This window comes from Sphingomonas jejuensis (genome assembly GCF_011927695.1).
GTDB classification, from domain to species: domain Bacteria; phylum Pseudomonadota; class Alphaproteobacteria; order Sphingomonadales; family Sphingomonadaceae; genus Sphingomonas_K; species Sphingomonas_K jejuensis.
Map to the genome: position 1 here is coordinate 1,496,662 of NZ_JAATJE010000001.1, position 16,543 is coordinate 1,513,204.

General features: G+C 69.5%; 19 protein-coding genes. 11 read left to right on the forward strand and 8 right to left on the reverse strand.

The features are described 5' to 3' along the window. Nucleotides 1-33: 33 nt before the first annotated feature. The 5 genes from GGR88_RS07625 to glmU are packed head-to-tail and all read right to left on the reverse strand — an operon-like array spanning nucleotide 34 to nucleotide 4,859. A complete protein-coding gene (locus tag GGR88_RS07625) occupies nucleotides 34-390 on the reverse strand; it encodes a tRNA-binding protein (protein WP_167953937.1) in 357 nt (118 codons plus the stop codon). After that, on the reverse strand, nucleotides 374-1,324 hold the full coding sequence (locus GGR88_RS07630; RefSeq protein ID WP_167953938.1) for a cation diffusion facilitator family transporter: 951 nt from the start codon (nucleotides 1,322-1,324) through the stop codon (nucleotides 374-376). Before GGR88_RS07630 ends, GGR88_RS07625 begins: the two co-directional genes overlap by 17 nt. Before the next feature lie 10 nt (nucleotides 1,325-1,334). Beyond that, complete coding sequence (gene glmS, locus GGR88_RS07635) at nucleotides 1,335-3,158, reverse strand: glutamine--fructose-6-phosphate transaminase (isomerizing) (protein ID WP_167953939.1); 1,824 nt, start codon at nucleotides 3,156-3,158, stop codon at nucleotides 1,335-1,337. Between the two features lie 19 nt (nucleotides 3,159-3,177). Beyond that, nucleotides 3,178-3,489, reverse strand: a complete 312-nt coding sequence (locus GGR88_RS07640) for a hypothetical protein (RefSeq protein ID WP_167953940.1) — start codon at nucleotides 3,487-3,489, stop codon at nucleotides 3,178-3,180. After that, nucleotides 3,486-4,859, reverse strand: coding sequence for a bifunctional UDP-N-acetylglucosamine diphosphorylase/glucosamine-1-phosphate N-acetyltransferase GlmU (gene glmU / locus GGR88_RS07645; protein WP_167953941.1), 1,374 nt, complete (start codon nucleotides 4,857-4,859; stop codon nucleotides 3,486-3,488). The genes GGR88_RS07640 and glmU overlap by 4 nt, the downstream gene beginning before the upstream one ends. 62 nt (nucleotides 4,860-4,921) lie before the next feature. Here glmU and gph point away from each other — a divergent pair, with 62 nt between their 5' ends. From gph to phoB, 8 genes are all read left to right on the forward strand, one after another. Then, complete coding sequence (gene gph / locus GGR88_RS07650) at nucleotides 4,922-5,608, forward strand: phosphoglycolate phosphatase (RefSeq protein WP_167953942.1); 687 nt, start codon at nucleotides 4,922-4,924, stop codon at nucleotides 5,606-5,608. Continuing rightward, a complete protein-coding gene (locus tag GGR88_RS07655) occupies nucleotides 5,596-6,786 on the forward strand; it encodes a sensor histidine kinase (protein WP_167953943.1) in 1,191 nt (396 codons plus the stop codon). Before gph ends, GGR88_RS07655 begins: the two co-directional genes overlap by 13 nt. Before the next feature lie 61 nt (nucleotides 6,787-6,847). Then, entirely contained in the window at nucleotides 6,848-7,921 is a 1,074-nt protein-coding gene (locus GGR88_RS07660; protein ID WP_167953944.1) for a substrate-binding domain-containing protein, read from the forward strand. 1 nt (nucleotide 7,922) lies between these two features. Further along, a complete protein-coding gene (gene pstC, locus GGR88_RS07665; protein ID WP_167953945.1) occupies nucleotides 7,923-9,296 on the forward strand; it encodes a phosphate ABC transporter permease subunit PstC in 1,374 nt (457 codons plus the stop codon). Continuing rightward, entirely contained in the window at nucleotides 9,293-10,585 is a 1,293-nt protein-coding gene (gene pstA / locus GGR88_RS07670; protein WP_167953946.1) for a phosphate ABC transporter permease PstA, read from the forward strand. Before pstC ends, pstA begins: the two co-directional genes overlap by 4 nt. Before the next feature lie 2 nt (nucleotides 10,586-10,587). Next, entirely contained in the window at nucleotides 10,588-11,391 is an 804-nt protein-coding gene (gene pstB, locus GGR88_RS07675) for a phosphate ABC transporter ATP-binding protein PstB (RefSeq protein ID WP_167953947.1), read from the forward strand. Nucleotides 11,392-11,407: 16 nt separating this feature from the next. Continuing rightward, nucleotides 11,408-12,106, forward strand: a complete 699-nt coding sequence (gene phoU / locus GGR88_RS07680) for a phosphate signaling complex protein PhoU (RefSeq protein WP_167953948.1) — start codon at nucleotides 11,408-11,410, stop codon at nucleotides 12,104-12,106. Further along, a complete protein-coding gene (phoB, locus tag GGR88_RS07685; protein ID WP_167953949.1) occupies nucleotides 12,106-12,807 on the forward strand; it encodes a phosphate regulon transcriptional regulator PhoB in 702 nt (233 codons plus the stop codon). The genes phoU and phoB overlap by 1 nt, the downstream gene beginning before the upstream one ends. Nucleotides 12,808-12,883: 76 nt before the next feature. Here phoB and GGR88_RS07690 read toward each other — a convergent pair whose 3' ends face one another. Continuing rightward, nucleotides 12,884-13,258, reverse strand: coding sequence for a hypothetical protein (locus GGR88_RS07690; protein WP_167953950.1), 375 nt, complete (start codon nucleotides 13,256-13,258; stop codon nucleotides 12,884-12,886). Here GGR88_RS07690 and GGR88_RS07695 point away from each other — a divergent pair. Continuing rightward, nucleotides 13,245-13,475: a hypothetical protein gene (locus tag GGR88_RS07695; RefSeq protein WP_167953951.1), complete on the forward strand. Its 231-nt coding sequence runs from the start codon at nucleotides 13,245-13,247 to the stop codon at nucleotides 13,473-13,475. The two genes, GGR88_RS07690 and GGR88_RS07695, sit on opposite strands and share 14 nt — an antisense overlap. 98 nt (nucleotides 13,476-13,573) lie before the next feature. Then, entirely contained in the window at nucleotides 13,574-14,593 is a 1,020-nt protein-coding gene (locus tag GGR88_RS07700; RefSeq protein ID WP_167953952.1) for a hypothetical protein, read from the forward strand. A gap of 3 nt (nucleotides 14,594-14,596) precedes the next feature. On the opposite strand, the gene GGR88_RS07705 is transcribed toward GGR88_RS07700, so the two are convergent. Together GGR88_RS07705 and epsC are read right to left on the reverse strand one after the other, a co-directional pair. Next, complete coding sequence (locus tag GGR88_RS07705; protein WP_167953953.1) at nucleotides 14,597-14,932, reverse strand: DUF2794 domain-containing protein; 336 nt, start codon at nucleotides 14,930-14,932, stop codon at nucleotides 14,597-14,599. Beyond that, nucleotides 14,929-15,609, reverse strand: a complete 681-nt coding sequence (gene epsC, locus GGR88_RS07710) for a serine O-acetyltransferase EpsC (protein WP_245196465.1) — start codon at nucleotides 15,607-15,609, stop codon at nucleotides 14,929-14,931. Before epsC ends, GGR88_RS07705 begins: the two co-directional genes overlap by 4 nt. A gap of 148 nt (nucleotides 15,610-15,757) precedes the next feature. Between epsC and GGR88_RS07715 the strand changes: the two genes are divergently transcribed. Then, nucleotides 15,758-16,525, forward strand: coding sequence for a sulfite exporter TauE/SafE family protein (locus tag GGR88_RS07715; RefSeq protein WP_167953955.1), 768 nt, complete (start codon nucleotides 15,758-15,760; stop codon nucleotides 16,523-16,525). Nucleotides 16,526-16,543 lie beyond the last annotated feature (18 nt).

Here is a 16,543-nt window from a genome sequence, read left to right on the forward strand (position 1 = left end):
CCGGTTAGTCGCGCCCGCGCACCGCGTCGAGGGTCAGTAGAGGCGCCCGCCGTTCGGCACCGCACGATCCGGCGCGACCAGCACCACCGCGCCCCCCTCGTCCGGCAGGCCCATCGTCAGCACCTCCGACGTGAACGGGCCGATCCGCCGCGCGCCGAGATTGACGGCGGCGACCACCTGCCGCCCGACCAGCGCCTCGGGCGCATAGTTGGCGGTGATCTGGGCGCTGGACCAGCGCAGGCCGATTGTCGCGCCGAAGTCGATCCGGAGCTTCACGGCCGGCTTTCGCGCCTCGGGAAAGGGGAGCGCCTCCACCACCGTGCCGACGCGGATGTCGACCTGCTCGAGCGCCGCCAGCGCGCCGTCCTGCGCCTCAGTGCGCGTGGACATGCCGATGGCCCTGATGATGGTGGTGGTGGGCATCCTCACATCCGCGCAGCGCTGTGTCGGGTGCATCGCTGAGGCATGCCTCCAGGGTGGCATGCTCGACATGGAAGCGCTCGGCCAGCATCGCCTTCACCTGCCGCTTCAGCCGGTCGAATTCCTGCAGCGTCGCGACTTCCGGCGTCAGATGCGCTTCCAGCGCATGGCGATGTTCATCGAGGCTCCACAGGTGGACATGGTGGACGTGCGACACGCCAGGCGTGGCGCGCAGCGCGTCCACGACCGCGTCATAGTCGACGGCTTCGGGCACCGCGCCCATCAGCAGGCGGACCGTTCTGGGCATCAGCGACAGGCCCTGCCAGATGACATAGGCAGCGATGACGGCCGTCACGATCAGGTCGGCGATGTAGAGCTGATACTGCAGGATCAGCACGCCGGCGATGATGACGCCCACGGATGCAAGCGCATCCGACACATTGTGGAGAAAGGCCGCCCGGATGTTCAGGCTGTGCTTCGATCCCTTGTGGATCATCACGGCGGTGGCGACGTCGACCGCAAGCGCGACGCCCGCGACGATCACCACCGGCCAGCCGTCCACCGGCTGCGGAGAAACGAAGCGGCCGACCGCCTCCACAAGCAGGTAGATGCCGATCAGCAGCAGCGACACCAGGTTGATGAGCGCCGCCACCACCTCGGCCCGCGCATAGCCGAATGTCATCAGCCGGTCGGCGGGCCGCCGCCCGATCCGCCGCGCGACCAGCGCGATGACGAGCGAGGCGGCATCCGACAGGTTGTGCAGCGCATCCGCGATCAGCGCGAGCGACCCGGACAACACGCCCGCCACGATCTGCGCGACGGTCAGAACGCCGTTGACCGCGATGGCGCCGACCAGCCGGCCGTCGCTCATCTGCTCCGCGCCGTGATCATGCCCCGCGCCCATCGCCGCCGGCCTACTCCACCGTGACGCTTTTGGCGAGGTTGCGCGGCTGGTCGACGTCCGTGCCCTTGGCGACCGCGACATGATAGGCGAGCAGCTGCACCGGCACCGAATAGACGATGGGCGCGATCAGCGGGTGGACCTCCGGCATCTCGATTGTGGCGATCGGCCCCTCGCCCGCGTCCGCGATGCCGCGCGCATCCGAAATCAGGATCACCTGCGCACCGCGGGCGGCGGCCTCGTGCATGTTGCTGATCGTCTTTTCGAACCAGGGGCCCGACGGCGCGATCACGATCAGGGGGACATGCTCGTCGATCAGCGCGATCGGCCCGTGCTTCATCTCGCCGGCCGCATAACCCTCGGCGTGGATATAGCTGATCTCCTTCAGCTTCAGCGCGCCTTCCATCGCCAGCGGATAATCGGCGCCGCGGCCCAGGTAGAGCACGTCGCGCGCGCCCATGATCCGCCGGCCGATCGCCTCGATGTCCGCATCATGCGCAAGCGCCGCGTTGATGGCGGCCGGCGCCTCGCCCAGGTGCCGGACGATCTCCGCCTCGTCCGCGGCGGACAGGAGCCCGCGCAGCCGCGCCAGCATGGTGGCGAGCGATGCCATCACGGCAAGCTGGCAGGTGAAGGCCTTGGTCGATGCAACGCCGATCTCCGGCCCGGCATGGGTCGGCAGCAGCAGGTCCACCTCGCGCGCCATCGACGATGACGGGACATTGACGATGCCGGCCGTGGTCAGGCCGGCGGACTTCATGTGGCGCAGCGCGGCGAGCGTGTCGGCCGTCTCGCCCGATTGCGAGACGACGATGCCCAGCATCGACGGATCGAGCACCGGATCGCGGTAGCGGAACTCCGACGCGACATCGACCTCGACGGGGATGCGGGCGAAACGCTCGATCCAGTATTTGCCGATGAGCCCGACATAGGACGCGGTGCCGCAGGCGACGATCACCACCCGGCTGATCCTGCTGAGGTCCGCGTCCATCGCCGGCAGCGCCACCTGCTCCTCGACCGCGCGCAGATAGCTGCCGAGCGTCTGGGCGACCACGATCGGCTGTTCGTGGATCTCCTTCAGCATGAAGTGGCGGTAATTGCCCTTGTCGATGGAGGCACTGACCACCCCGGAGGCGACGGCGGGCCGCTCCACCACCCTGCCGTCCGCGTCGCGCACGGTGACGCCGTCGCGCGTCAGCACCGCCCAGTCGCCATCTTCGAGATAGGCGATGCGCTGCGTGAGCGGCGCCAGCGCGATCGCGTCCGACCCGAGATAGCTCTCGCCGTCACCGTGCCCGAGGACGAGCGGCGCACCAAGCCGCGCGCCGATCAGCATGTCCGGATGGTCGGCGAACAGGATGGCGAGCGCGAAGGCTCCGCGCAGCTGCGGCAGCACGGCCGCCACCGCCGCTTCCGGCGACGCGCCGCGCTCCACCTCGCGCGCCAGCAGGTGGCCGACCACCTCTGTGTCGGTCTGGCTGGTGAACACCCGCCCCTCGGCGATCAGTTCCTCGCGCAGCGGCCGGAAATTCTCGATGATGCCGTTGTGAACCAGGCTGACGCCGCCGACGATATGGGGGTGGGCGTTGTCCTCCGTCGGCGCGCCATGCGTCGCCCAGCGCGTGTGCGCGATCCCCGTCAGGCCGGCGAGCGGCTCGGCCTGCAGCCTTGCAGCGAGGTTCCCGAGCTTGCCGGACGCGCGGCGCCGATCCAGCCCCTCTGGCGTCGCCGTGCAGATGCCGGCCGAGTCATAGCCGCGATATTCCAGCCGTCGCAGCGCCTCCAGCAGGCGCTCCGCAACCGGCTCCGCGCCGACGATGCCCACGATCCCACACATCCGATTGATCTCCTGCCCGTCAGTGCGGGAATTTGCTGTCGACGAAGATCCGGGTGAACTCCGCCGGATCCGGCTCATGGCCGTTGGCTGCGATGAAGCGCGGGCGCCCCTTCGTCCAGAGCTCGGCGATCGCGCCGGGCATGCCGGCCGGAAACCGCATCCGCGTTTCCACCATCGTCCGCCAGGGTCCGGTCTCGCCGAGCGCCGCGGCGAAGTTCGGCTCCATGCGCGTCAGTTCGGCATCCGCCTCGGGCGGCAGGAAGCCGATCGCGTCGAGCACATAGGCGTCCAGCAGGCGCAGAAAGGGCTTGCCCTTGTACCGGTCGGTCATCGCCCAGCCTTTCGCGCCAGCATCATGTGGCGAAAGCGGGCCGCCCAGCCCGGCCGTTCCCGCTGCTCCCCGCGCGCAACGGCAAGCGCATCGGCCGGCACGTCGCGCGTGATGACGGATCCCGCGCCGACAATGGCGCCCGCCCCGATCGCGACGGGGGCGACGAGCGCGCTGTTCGATCCCACGAAGGCGCCCGCGCCGATCTCCGTCCGGTACTTGCCGAACCCGTCATAGTTGCAGGTGATCGTGCCCGCGCCGATGTTCGCGCCCGCGCCGATCGCCGCGTCGCCGATATAGCTCAGGTGATTGACCTTCGCGCCGTCGCCCAGCACCGCCTTCTTCACCTCCACGAAGTTGCCGACGCGCGCGTTCCGCCCGATCGCCGCGCCGGGCCGCAGCCGGGCATAAGGGCCGATCGCCGCGCCCGCGGCGACACGGGCACCGGCAAGGTGGCTGAACGCGTGGATCGTGGCGCCGTCCTCCACCGTCACGCCGGGCCCGAACACGACGTTGGGCTCGATAAGAACGTCGCGGCCGATCACCGTGTCGTGCGAAAACCAGACCGTGTCCGGCGCGACCAGGCTGGCGCCGTCCGCCATCGCCGCCGCACGGCGCCGCGCCTGCCAGCCCGCTTCGACCGCCGCCAGCTCCGCACGGCTGTTGATCCCCGCGACCTCCCACGCCGCCGCCTCCACCACGGCGGACCCGCGGCCATCGGCGCGGGCGAGCACCACGATGTCGGGCAGGTAATATTCCCCGGCGGCGTTCAGGTTGTCGACGCGGGCCAGGAGCGGCCACAGGTCGGCGGCGCGCACCGCCATCAGGCCGGAATTGCACAGCGTCACCGCCCGCTCCGCGTCGGTCGCATCCTTGTGCTCCACCATCTTGCCGATCGTGCCCTCAGCGTCGGCGACGATCCGGCCATAGCCCGTCGGATCGACGGGCCTGAAGCCCAGCACCACCGCGACCGGCCGGTCGGGGCCGTGCAACCGCGCCACCATCGCCTGCATCGTCGCCGCGTTCACCAGCGGCACGTCGCCGTAGAGGATCAGCACGTCGCCGTCGTGGTCGCCGAGCACCGCTTGCGCCTGCGCGACGGCATGTCCGGTGCCGAGCTGTTCGGCCTGCACCGCGATTGCCGCGCCGCTGCCGTCCAGCGCGTGTTCGATCTGGTCGCGGCCCGACCCCACCACCACCGCCACCCGCGACGGTGCCAGCCGATCAAGCGTGGCCATCAGATGCAGCAGCATCGGCCGGCCCGCGACAGGGTGGAGGACCTTGTGCAGGTCCGACTTCATCCGCGTCCCCTTGCCGGCGGCGAGGATGATCGCGGCGAGCGGCGGGGCGGCGGGTGCGTCGATATCGGTCATCTGCCCGGCGATTATAGCGGAGCGCTTGCCTTTGCCAGTGGCTGCCGGGCATGTCGATGGCGATGAGCTCCCTTCCCTTTCGCATCGTCGGCTTCGACCTGGATGGCACGCTGGTCGATACCAGCCCCGATCTTGCCGCGGCGGTGAACGCCGCGCTCACCCATGGCGGGCTGCCGCCGCTTGCCGAGGATATCCGGCCGATGATCGGCGGCGGATCGCGCCTGATGCTGCGCCGCGGGCTGGCGGCTGCCGGGCAGCATGACGAGGCGTTGGTCGACCGGCTGCTGCCCGTGCTGCTGGATCACTACCACGCCCATATCGCGGACGGCAGCCGGCCCTATCCCGGCCTGCTGGACGCGCTCGACATGCTTGCCGCAGACGGCGTGACGCTGGCGGTGGTCACCAACAAGCTCGAAGCGCTCGCCACCCGCCTCTTGAACGCGCTGGGCATGAGCGCACGCTTCGCGACCGTGATCGGCGGCGACAGTGTCGGCCGGTGCAAGCCCGATCCCGCACCCATCCATGCGATGGTGGACCGGTGCGGCGGCGGCCGCGCGGCCTTTATCGGCGACAGCATCTTCGATGTGGCCGCCGCGCGCTCAGCGGGGCTGCCGTCGGTGGCGGTATCGTTCGGCTTTCTCGATCGCCCGGTTCAGGATCTCGGCGCGGATCGGGTGATCGACCATTATGATGCGCTGCTGCCGGCGCTCCGCGCGCTCGGCCATGTGCCGGATCCATGCGCGGCCTGATCCTCGCCGGCCTGCCGCTGCTCGGCACCGGACTGGCGGTGCTGTTGCTGGGCGGGGGGCTGCCCGCCGCCCTATTCGCGGTCTTCGGCGGGCTGCTCGCTGTGTTGATCGCCTTGGGTCCGCTGCCCGCCCGGCGCCGCCGCCCGCAGGCGCCGGTGGAAAGCCAGCGCGCGCTGGAAAGCCGGCTGATCGAGGGCGTGGCGGAGCCGATGCTGGTGGTGGAGGACGGCCGCGTGTCGCTGGCCAACCAGGCCGCGCGCGCGCTGCTCGGCCGCCATATCGAGGGTGAGGACGCGCGGCTGGCGCTGCGTCAGCCGGCGGCGGCGGAACGGCTCGCCAACCCCGCCGCCGACGGAGAAGCTGTCGAGCTCGTCGGGCTCAGCGGGCCGGATGCCCGCTGGCTGATGCGGGTGCGGCGGATCGATGCACGCCGGGCGCTCGTCCATCTGGTGGACGTGTCCGCCCGCCACGCGATCGAGCGCATGCGGACCGACTTCGTCGCCAATGCCAGTCATGAGCTGCGCACGCCGCTGTCGTCGGTGCTGGGCTTCGTTGAAACGCTGCTCGACCCCGATGTCGGCGGCGACCAGATGACGCGCGAACGCTTCCTGCGCGTGATCGAAGGGGAATCGAAGCGCATGGAGCGGCTGGTCACCGACCTCATGTCGCTGTCGCGCATCGAGGCCGACCGCCACCGGGCGCCGGACGCGGCCGTCGATCTGGGCGCGCTGGTCGCGGAGCAGTGCCGGGTGATCGCGGCGGCCGGCAATCCGAGGGCCGCCGATCTCGACTGCCCGGCGCCGCAGCCGGACCTTCCGCCGGTCAGCGGCGACAAGGCGCAGCTGTCTCAGATCCTGCACAATCTGGTCGGCAACGCCATGTCCTATGGACGGCCGGGCACGCCCATCGAGGTGCGGCTGGGATCGCGCGGCAATCAGGTCGTGCTGAGCGTGCGCGACCATGGCGAGGGGATCGCCGCCGATCACCTGCCCCGGCTGACCGAGCGCTTCTACCGCGTCGATCCGGGCCGCAGCCGCGCCGCCGGCGGCACCGGGCTCGGCCTCGCGATCGTCAAGCACATCGTGGAGCGGCACCGGGGCCGGCTCAGCATCGAAAGCGCGCCGGGGGTGGGCACCACCGTCACCGTGCTGCTGCCCAAGCATGTCATGAAAGCGTAATGCACCCGTCACATTGCGCCGGGGGCAGGCCGAACGAGTCGACCTCGCCACAGGGATGAACATGCGCCTGTCGCTCACATCGATGCTGCCGGCGCTGAGTGCGGTCGGGCTGGCCGTCAGCTTGGGCGGGTGCATCGCCGATCCGGCCGCGGAGGGCGGAGAGCCGCGCGACCGCATCCGCATCGTCGGATCCTCCACCGTTTACCCGTTCACCACCGCGGTTGCCGAAGGCTTCGTGAACCACAATCCCGGCTTCGAGGCGCCGATCGTCGAGCAGAACGGCACCGGCGCCGGTATCAGCCTGTTTTGCGAGGGCGTGGGCGCGCGTTTCCCCGACATCGCCAACGCGTCCCGGCGCATGAAGCCGGCCGAGCTTGCCAGCTGCCGCCAGAACGGCGTGACCGAAGTGGTGGAGCTGCTGGTCGGCATCGACGGCGTCGCCATCGCGGAATCGCGGCGTGGAACCGCCATCGCGCTGACGACCGAGCAGGTCTACCGCGCGCTCGCTGCCGAGCCCTATGGCCGGCCGAACACGACGCGGCTGTGGTCGGACGTCGATCCCGCGCTCCCGAACATTCCCATCGTGGTCTATGGCCCGCCCTCGACATCGGGCACGCGCGATGCGCTGGTGGAGCTGATCATCCGGCCGGGCTGCCTGTCCAATCCGGCGATGGTCGCGCTCGAGGCGTCGGACAAGGATCGGGCGGAGGCGATTTGCACGCGGCTGCGCGAGGATGGGCCCTATGTGTCCGCGGGCGAGAACGACAATCTGATCGTGCAGCGACTGAACGCCAATCCCGATGCGGTCGGCATCTTCGGCTTCAGCTTTCTGGAGGAAAATGCGCGAACGCTGCGCGGCGTGCCCATCAACGGCGTGGAGCCGAGTGCGGCGACCATCGCCGACGGGACCTATCCGGGCGCTCGCAGCCTCTACATCTACGTCAAGAAGCCGCACATGGCGGCGGTGCCGGGCATGCGCGAGTTCATCGCTGAGTTCGCCGGCGCGTGGAACCCGGGCGGCTACCTCACGCGCCGCGGCATGATCCCGGCGCCCGCCGACCAGCGCGCGGCCTCCCTCGAGCGTGCCCGCACGCTGCCGCCGCTCACGCCGTCTGACCTGGGCGAGGCCGGCTGAGATGAGCACGCTTGCCCTTCTGATCCTGCTGATCGGCCTCGGCATCGTCGCCTGGGTCAGCGCCCGGCTGCGGCTCTCCCGCCTTGCCGGGGAGGAACGCACCCATTCGCTGCCGCTTTACCATGGCTGGTACGTCGCCTTGTGGACGGCGGTGCCGCCGATCCTGTTCCTGATCCTGTGGGTCAACATCACGCCCGCGCTCGTCTCCTACGCGGTCATCGACACGCCCGTCGCCGCCCGCATCCTGCCGAGCGAACCGCTGGAGCGCAGCGCGCTGCTGGCGGAGGCCCGCGCGCTCGCCAAGGGGCAGATCGAGGCGCCCTTCAACGCCGATGCGCGGCTCCTCGCCCCCGCTTATGCTGAAACGCAGAGCCGCTACGACCTGGGCGCGACCGCGCTGGCGCTGATCCTGGCGTTCGCCGGCTTCGCCTACGCCTTCACCCGCGTGCGGCCGGATTTCCGGGCGCGAACGCGCGTGGAGCGGATCGTGATGGCGGCGCTGCTCGGCGCGTCGCTGGTGGCGATCCTGACCACGGTGGGGATCGTCGCGTCCCTGCTGTTCGAAAGCTTCCGGTTCTTCTCCATGGTCAACCCGCTCGATTTCCTGTTCGGCACGCGGTGGAGCCCGCAAGCGACCGTGCTGCCGGGCGAGGATCCGGGGTTCGGCGCGGTTCCGCTGTTCTGGGGTACCATCTTCATCGGCGCGATCATCGCCATGCTGGTGGCGATCCCGCTCGGCCTGATGAGCGCGGTCTACCTGACGCAATATGCCAGGCCCGCGGTGCGGCGCTGGATGAAGCCGATCCTGGAGATCCTGGCCGGCGTGCCCACCGTGGTCTACGGCTATTTCGCCGCCCTGACCGTCGCACCCGTGATCCGTGACGCGGCCGCCGCGATCGGCATCGCCAATGCGTCGTCGGAAAGCGCGCTCGCCGCCGGGCTCGTGATGGGCATCATGATCATCCCGTTCGTATCCTCGATGGCCGACGACTCCATCGCCGCGGTGCCGGGGTCGATGCGTGACGGATCGCTGGCGATGGGCGCCACGTCGTCCGAGACGATCCGCCGGGTGCTGATCCCCGCCGCCCTGCCGGGCGTGGTCGGCGGCGTGCTGCTCGCCGTCAGCCGCGCGATCGGCGAGACCATGATCGTGGTGATGGCCGCCGGCCTTGCCGCCAATCTCACCGCCAACCCGTTCGCCAGCGTCACCACGGTCACCACGCAGATCGTGCAGCTGCTGACCGGCGACCAGGAATTCGACAGCGCCAAGACGCTTGCCGCCTTTGCGCTCGGCCTGGTGCTGTTCGTGGTGACGCTGCTCCTCAACATCGTCGCGCTGCGTGTGGTGAAGCGGTACCGGGAGGCCTACGAATGACCGGCATGGTCGCCCAGATGCCCGATCGCGACCGCAAGGTCGCCGAACGGGTCCCGACCGACTGGAAGACGGGGGCGATGCAGACACGCATCCGCCGCCGTTACGCTGCGGAGCGCCGGTTCCGCTTCATGGGGCTGGCCGCCGTGGTGCTGTCGGCGGCCTTTCTCGCCTTTCTGCTCGTCACCATGCTGGCGCAGGGGCTGCGCGGCTTCACCGAGACGCGGCTGGCGCTGCCGATCGACTTCGCCGCCGCCGGCCTGGAGGTCACGCCCGCCCAGCTGGAGCAGCGCGGCGCCGATGCCGCGCTCGCCTCCGCCGGGCTGGAGCGTGTGGTGGACAATGCCGCCGTCGCCGCCTTCGGTCCGGACGGGATGGACCTGATCTCCGACACCGCCTGGATCCGGGTGGGCGAGCGGCTGAAGGCCGATCCCGGCCTGCTGGGCGGCCAGGCGGTGATCGCGGTGCCGGCGAGCGCGGGGGTCGACCTCGCCGCAAAGTCCGGAGACACGCCGCTTGACGCCCGCGTGGCGGAGCTGCGGGCCCAGAATCGACTGACGACCGGCTTCGCCTGGGGGTTCCTGACCGGCGCGGATTCGACCGACCCGACCCGTGTCGGCATCTGGGGTGCGCTGAAAGGCTCCATCCTGACGATGGTGGTGACGCTGCTGCTGGCCTTTCCAATCGGCGTGCTGTCGGCGGTCTATCTTGAGGAATATGCCCCGCGGAACCGCTGGACCGACCTCATCGAGGTGTCGATCAACAACCTGGCGGCGGTGCCGTCGATCATCTTCGGCCTGCTTGGCCTCGCCGTGTTCCTGGCCACCTTCCAGATGCCGCGCTCGGCGGCGCTGGTCGGCGGGCTGACGCTTGCACTGATGACCATGCCGGTGATCGTGATCGCCGGGCGCAACGCGGTAAAGGCTGTGCCTCCGTCGATCCGCGACGCCGCGCTCGGCATCGGCGCCAGCCGGGTGCAGGTGGTGTTCCACCATGTGATCCCCTTGGCGCTGCCCGGCATCCTTACCGGCACCATCATCGGCATGGCGCGCGCGCTGGGCGAAACCGCGCCCTTGCTGATGATCGGCATGCGCGCCTTCATCGCCGGGCCGCCGGGCGGCTTCACCTCGCCAGCGACGGCGCTGCCGGTGCAGGTCTTCCTGTGGTCGGACGAGGTCAGCCGCGGCTTTGTCGAGAAAACCTCGGCCGCGATCATCGTCTTGCTGGTTTTCCTGCTCGCGATGAACGGCTTGGCCATCTATCTTCGCAACAAGTTCGAACAGCGCTGGTGACCATGACGCAAGTCCACATCGATACGCCCGTGCAGCCGGACGCACCCGCCCCGCACAAGATGACGGCGCGCAACGTCGACGTCTTCTACGGCAGCAAGCAGGCGATCAAGGACGTCTCGATCGACGTCGACATGGACCGCGTGACAGCCTTCATCGGGCCGTCGGGCTGCGGCAAGTCGACCTTCCTGCGCACCTTGAACCGCATGAACGACACTGTGTCGTCGGCGCGGGTGACGGGCGACATCCGGCTGGACGGCGACGACATCTATTCGCCGCAGATGGACGTGGTGCAGCTGCGCGCGCGCGTCGGCATGGTGTTCCAGAAGCCAAATCCCTTCCCGAAGTCGATCTACGAGAACGTGGCCTATGGTCCGCGCATCCACGGCCTTGCGGCGGCGCGCGGCGAGATGGACGAGATCGTGGAAGGATCGCTGAAGCGCGCTGGCCTCTGGGAAGAGGTCAAGGACCGGCTGTCGGACAGCGGCACCGCGCTGTCGGGCGGGCAGCAGCAGCGGTTGTGCATCGCCCGCGCCATCGCGGTTGACCCCGAGGTCATCCTGATGGACGAGCCCTGTTCCGCGCTGGATCCGATCGCCACCGCCAAAATCGAGGAGCTGATCCACGAGCTGCGCGGCCGCTACGCCATCGTGATCGTCACCCACAACATGCAACAGGCCGCCCGCGTGTCGCAGCGCACCGCGTTTTTCCATCTCGGCACGCTTGTCGAATATGGCGAAACCTCTGAGATCTTCACCAATCCGCGCGAGGTGCGCACAAAGGATTACATCACCGGCCGCTATGGCTGAGACGGGGCAGGACGCGATGAGCAGGAGCACCGAACACACGGTCAAGGCATTTGACGGCGAGATCGTCGAACTGCGCGGCCTGATCTCCGAGATGGGCGGCCGCGCCGAGGAAGCCATCAGCGGCGCCATGCGCGCGCTCACCTCGCACGACCTGGAGACCGCGGCCCGCGTCGTGCAGGACGACAAGCGCATCGATGCGCTGGAGGATCAGGTCGACCGGCTCGCCGTCCAGGTGATCGCGCTGCGCGCGCCGATGGCCGACGATCTGCGCGAAGTCGTCGCCGCGCTGAAGATCGCGGGCGTGGTCGAGCGGATCGGCGATTATGCCAAGAACATCGCCAAGCGCGTTCCGGAGATCGGCTCGGGCCGGCAGATCGAGGCCATCTCGATCCTGCCGGCGATGGCGCGCGCCGCATCGTCGATGGTGCACGACGTGCTGGACGCCTTTGCCGCGCGCGACTGGGAAGCCGCTGTCGAGGTGTGCGAGCGCGACCGGGAGGTCGACGACTTCTACAACAGCATCTTCCGCACGCTGGTCACCTTCATGATGGAGAACCCGCAGACGATCAGCCAGGCAGCGCACCTGCTGTTCGTGGCGAAGAACCTGGAACGCATCGGCGACCATGCCACCAACGTCGCCGAGATGGTCTATTTCGCGGCGCGTGGCACCTACATGGCCGAGCGTGAGCGCGGCCCGGATGGAGTGCGTTCGTGATGGCACACGCCCCCGATCTCCTGCTCGTCGAGGACGACGCATCGCTGGCCGAACTGGTCGCCTGGCATTTCGAGCGTGAAGGCTACTCCATCCGCCGCACGCCCGACGGGGACGAGGCGCTGCTCCTGGCGGAAGAGCGCACGCCCGATCTGGTGCTGCTCGACTGGATGGTGGAAGGGCTGACCGGCATCGAGGTCTGCCGCCGGCTGCGCCGCGCGCGTGCGACCGCCAACGTGCCCATCATCATGCTCACCGCGCGCGGTGAGGAGGAGGACCGGGTTCGCGGCCTGGAAACCGGTGCCGACGATTATGTCACCAAGCCCTTTTCACCGCGCGAACTGGTGGCACGCGTCAATGCGGTGCTGCGCCGCGTGCGCCCGGCGCTTGCGGGCGAGACGCTCGCCTATGCCGATCTCGAAATGGACATGATCGGCCGCAAGGTCCGCCGCGACGGCACGCCCATCCCGCTCGGCCCCACCGAATTCCGGCTGTTGAAGCATTTCCTGGAACATCCCGGCTGGGTGTTCTCGCGTGAGCGGTTGCTGGACAGCGTGTGGGGCCACAATGCCGACATCGAGCCGCGCACGGTGGACGTGCATATTCGTCGGCTGCGCAAGGCCGTTAATCATGGCGGAAAGCCGGACATCATCCGCACCGTCCGGTCGGCCGGCTATGCGCTGGATGCAGAAGGCCGGCTTTAAGGCCTGAAAGAGCCACTTGGATCGACTCCGGTCCGACTTCGTTACCCTGCCCGACGCGCTGCATGACAGCGCCGCGTCAGGAACCGATGCGCCGCTGATGGACGGTGCGAACGAAGGAGACTGAGATGCGACATCTTCTGCTGGCCGCCGCGTCGTTGACGCTTGCCGGCGCCGCCATGGCCCAGACCACGACCACGCCGCAGACCGGCTCGTCGACCGGCATGGGCACCGGCACCGCCACCACCCAGCCCGCCACCCCCGGCCAGTCGAGCACGATGCAGCCCGGCATGCCGTCCACGCCCAGCACGACGATGCCGTCGGGCCCCGGCACCACCACCTCCACCGACCAGACGATGTCGGGTGAGGCCACCGGCACCATGCCGGGGTCGACCGGCACGACCGGATCGATGTCGGGCAGCACCGCCTCGGGCGGCACGATGAACGGCTCCACGTCGGGCACCATGTCCGGCGGGACGATGGGCGGCACAACCTCGGGCACGATGTCCGGCGGCACCATGTCGGGCGGCACGATGGGCGGCAGCGGCAACGTGACGGTTCAGCCCTCGCGGCCGGTGAACGAGGCGTTCCCCCCGCCCCCGCCGCGTGACGACTACCCCGTCTGCTCGCGCACGGTGCAGGACAGCTGCCGGAACCCCGGCGGCCGTTGATCCCGTCACAGGACAGAAGAAGGGCCGTCGGCGATCGCGGGCGGCCTTTTCTTTTGCCCGGCGACCGGCTCTAATCCGGTCCCGGGGGGACAGCGGCGATGTACAGCGAACAGGATCTGACGGACGCGACGGCTGCGGGCGTGATCGCGCCCGGCACGGCGGAGGCGCTGCGCAGCTTCGTGGCGGACCGGCGCGCGACCCCGGCCGCCGATGAGGAGCAGGTGCGGCTCGTCACCAGCTTCAACGACATCTTCGTCGCCATCGCCGGCCTCGTCCTCCTTGTGGCGACAAGCGCGCTGCTGGCGGATCCGCTCGGCAACATCGCCACGGCCGCTGCCGCCTGGGGACTTGCCGAATATTTCACTCGCCAGCGGCGGATGGCGCTGCCGTCCATCCTGTTCCTGGCCTTTTTCGCGTCCGGCGTGTTCGGGGCGACGTTCCGGCTGCTGGCCATGGCCGGGCTGCCTGCGGGCACGGCCGCGGGTCAGCAGGCCGGCTACACCGTCGCCCTTGCCGGCGTCGTGACGGCGGCCGCCGCCTTTCTCCACTGGCGGCGCTTCCACGTGCCGATCACGGTCGCCGCCGGTGCCGCCGCGGTGGTGGCGACGCTGGGCGGCCTCGTGTCGGGGGTGCTGGACGTCGAGTTCAACCAGCTGCTTCCGTTCTTCATCATCCTGGGCGCCGCGACCTTCGCCTTTGCGATGTGGTGGGACGCGTCGGACGTCGCGCGGCGCACCCGCCGCTCGGACGTCGCCTTCTGGTTGCACCTCCTGTCTGCGCCGCTGATCGTACATCCGATCTTTGCGCTGCTCGGCGTGTTCTCCGGCGACCTGAATGCCCTTACCGCAGTGCTGGTGGTGGTGATCTACGTGACGCTTGGCGCGGTGGCGCTCGTCATCGATCGCCGCGCTCTGATGGTGTCGGCGCTCGCCTATGTTCTCTACGCCATTTACACGCTGCTCGATGCGGGCGGGCTGGGCACCAGCTTCGCCCTGACCGGCGTACTCATTGGCTCGTCGCTGCTGCTGCTGTCGGCCTTGTGGCAGCGGCTCCGGCGGCCGCTGGTGGTGGCGCTTCCCGCCGCCTGGCAGGCACGCGTTCCGCCGGCGATCGGCTGAGGCCTAGTCCTCGACCAGCTTCATCAGCCGGCGCTCCACCGGCGCCAGCACGGGGCCCAGTTCCTGCCCGCGCTTGGCGACCTGACCGGCCTCGCCGATCAGCGCCCACATGCCCTGCCGGTGGCGCAGCGCCGGGCGCTTCTCGATCCGGAACTCCGGCCGTTCGGACGCGCGCCGAAAGGCGGAGAACACCGCGGCATCGCGGCCCAGGTCGATGGCATAGTCGCGCCAGTGACCGGCCGCGACCATCCGGCCGTAAAGGTCGAGGATGCGGCCGAGCTCGACCCGGTCGAACCCCACCTGCCCTGCCCGCGCCGGAAGCGGCACCACATTGTTCATGACGCGATGTCGCGCCGCGACGCCGCGCCGCCCAGCTCCGCGTCGATTGCATCCAGCCGCTTGCGCAGCGTCTCGACCTCGCAGCGCAGCAGCTCCGTCTTCTGCGTCTCGGGGTCGAACAGCTCGCGGCAGGGCGTGCCATAGGGAACAAAGGCGCGGGCCTGCGCTTCCGCCGCCACCAGCGTGGGCTTGGCGGGAATGCCGATCATCACCGCGCCTTCCGGCACGTCGCGGGTGACCACCGCATTGGCGCCGATCCGCGCGCGCGGCCCGACCGTGATCGGTCCCAGCACCTGCGCGCCCGACCCGATGATGGCGCCGTCGGCGATGGTCGGGTGGCGCTTGCCGCTGATGCCGTTGTCCGGGCTGGTCCCACCCAAGGTCACGCACTGGTAGATGGTGACGTCGTTGCCGATCTCCGCCGTTTCGCCGATCACGACGAAACCGTGGTCGATGAAGAAGTTGCGCCCGATCACCGCGCCCGGATGGATGTCGATCGCGGTCAGGAAGCGCGACAGGTGGTTCACGAACCGCGCGAGGAAGAACATCCGCCCGACGAACAGCCAATGCGCGATCCGGTGGAGGCCAAGCGCAAGAACGCCGGGGTAAAGCAGGATCTCCGCACGGCTGCGCGGCGCGGGATCACGCCGCCGGATCGATTCAAGATAGTCGCCCAACGATCCCAAAACGGCGCTCCACCCCTGTGCGTGACGCGAAGGATTTAGGCATGCCCGCCGCCGATTGCCAGCATCGCCCTTCGTCATTGCGCAGCGCTTTGCGGCAGCGCACAAGAGCCCCTTCCCGCGCGCTACGAAAAGGACCCGGATGCCCGAGCTTGCCGGCATCGACATCGCCGCCATCCTGCCCTTCGTGCTGGTGGGGTTCGCCGCGCAGATCGTCGACGGCGCGGTCGGCATGGCGTTCGGCGTCATCGCCAGCACCATGCTGGTGAGCGGCCTTGGCGTGCCCCCCGCGCGGGCCTCGGCGGGCGTCCACCTGGCCGAGATGTTCACCACCGCCGCATCCGGGATCAGCCATGCGCTCCACGGCAATGTCGACTGGCGGCTGTTCGCCCGGCTGGTCATCCCCGGCGTGATCGGCGGCGTGCTGGGCGCCTATGTGCTCATGACCGTGCATGCGGAGGTCGCCCGCCCGATCGTGATGAGCTATCTGGCGGTGCTTGGCGGCTATCTGCTGTGGCGCTCGTTTCGCGGCCACAGGCCGGCCGCCGCGCCCCGCTTCGTGGCGCCCCTGGGGCTGGTCGGCGGCTTCCTGGATGCGGGCGGCGGCGGCGGGTGGGGGCCGGTCGTCACCTCCAACCTGCTGGCGCAGGGCACCGCGCCGCGCACCACCATCGGCACCGTCAACACGGCCGAGTTCTTCCTGACGACGGTTATTTCGGTCACCTTCATCCTCGGCATGGGGTTCGAGGCGTTCACCACGGCGACGGTCGGCGTGCTGATCGGCGGCGTGCTGGCCGCGCCCTTCGGCGCGCTGCTGGTGAAGCGCGTCCGGCCGATGCTGCTGTTGCGGGTGGTGGGCGTCGTGCTGGTCATCACCAGCGGCTACAGCCTCTACACCAGCCTCGCCTGACGAGAGGCGGTCAGGGGA

What these genes read in the sequence shown, in the direction of transcription:
- GGR88_RS07625 (WP_167953937.1), bottom strand. Translation starts at nt 390, where the DNA reads ATGTCCACGCGCACTGAGGCGCAGGACGGCGCGCTGGCGGCGCTCGAG.
- GGR88_RS07630 (WP_167953938.1), bottom strand. Translation starts at nt 1,324, where the DNA reads ATGGGCGCGGGGCATGATCACGGCGCGGAGCAGATGAGCGACGGCCGG.
- glmS (WP_167953939.1), bottom strand. Translation starts at nt 3,158, where the DNA reads ATGTGTGGGATCGTGGGCATCGTCGGCGCGGAGCCGGTTGCGGAGCGC.
- GGR88_RS07640 (WP_167953940.1), bottom strand. Translation starts at nt 3,489, where the DNA reads ATGACCGACCGGTACAAGGGCAAGCCCTTTCTGCGCCTGCTGGACGCC.
- glmU (WP_167953941.1), bottom strand. Translation starts at nt 4,859, where the DNA reads ATGACCGATATCGACGCACCCGCCGCCCCGCCGCTCGCCGCGATCATC.
- gph (WP_167953942.1), top strand. Translation starts at nt 4,922, where the DNA reads ATGAGCTCCCTTCCCTTTCGCATCGTCGGCTTCGACCTGGATGGCACG.
- GGR88_RS07655 (WP_167953943.1), top strand. Translation starts at nt 5,596, where the DNA reads ATGCGCGGCCTGATCCTCGCCGGCCTGCCGCTGCTCGGCACCGGACTG.
- GGR88_RS07660 (WP_167953944.1), top strand. Translation starts at nt 6,848, where the DNA reads ATGCGCCTGTCGCTCACATCGATGCTGCCGGCGCTGAGTGCGGTCGGG.
- pstC (WP_167953945.1), top strand. Translation starts at nt 7,923, where the DNA reads ATGAGCACGCTTGCCCTTCTGATCCTGCTGATCGGCCTCGGCATCGTC.
- pstA (WP_167953946.1), top strand. Translation starts at nt 9,293, where the DNA reads ATGACCGGCATGGTCGCCCAGATGCCCGATCGCGACCGCAAGGTCGCC.
- pstB (WP_167953947.1), top strand. Translation starts at nt 10,588, where the DNA reads ATGACGCAAGTCCACATCGATACGCCCGTGCAGCCGGACGCACCCGCC.
- phoU (WP_167953948.1), top strand. Translation starts at nt 11,408, where the DNA reads ATGAGCAGGAGCACCGAACACACGGTCAAGGCATTTGACGGCGAGATC.
- phoB (WP_167953949.1), top strand. Translation starts at nt 12,106, where the DNA reads ATGGCACACGCCCCCGATCTCCTGCTCGTCGAGGACGACGCATCGCTG.
- GGR88_RS07695 (WP_167953951.1), top strand. Translation starts at nt 13,245, where the DNA reads ATGAACGGCTCCACGTCGGGCACCATGTCCGGCGGGACGATGGGCGGC.
- GGR88_RS07700 (WP_167953952.1), top strand. Translation starts at nt 13,574, where the DNA reads ATGTACAGCGAACAGGATCTGACGGACGCGACGGCTGCGGGCGTGATC.
- GGR88_RS07705 (WP_167953953.1), bottom strand. Translation starts at nt 14,932, where the DNA reads ATGAACAATGTGGTGCCGCTTCCGGCGCGGGCAGGGCAGGTGGGGTTC.
- GGR88_RS07715 (WP_167953955.1), top strand. Translation starts at nt 15,758, where the DNA reads ATGCCCGAGCTTGCCGGCATCGACATCGCCGCCATCCTGCCCTTCGTG.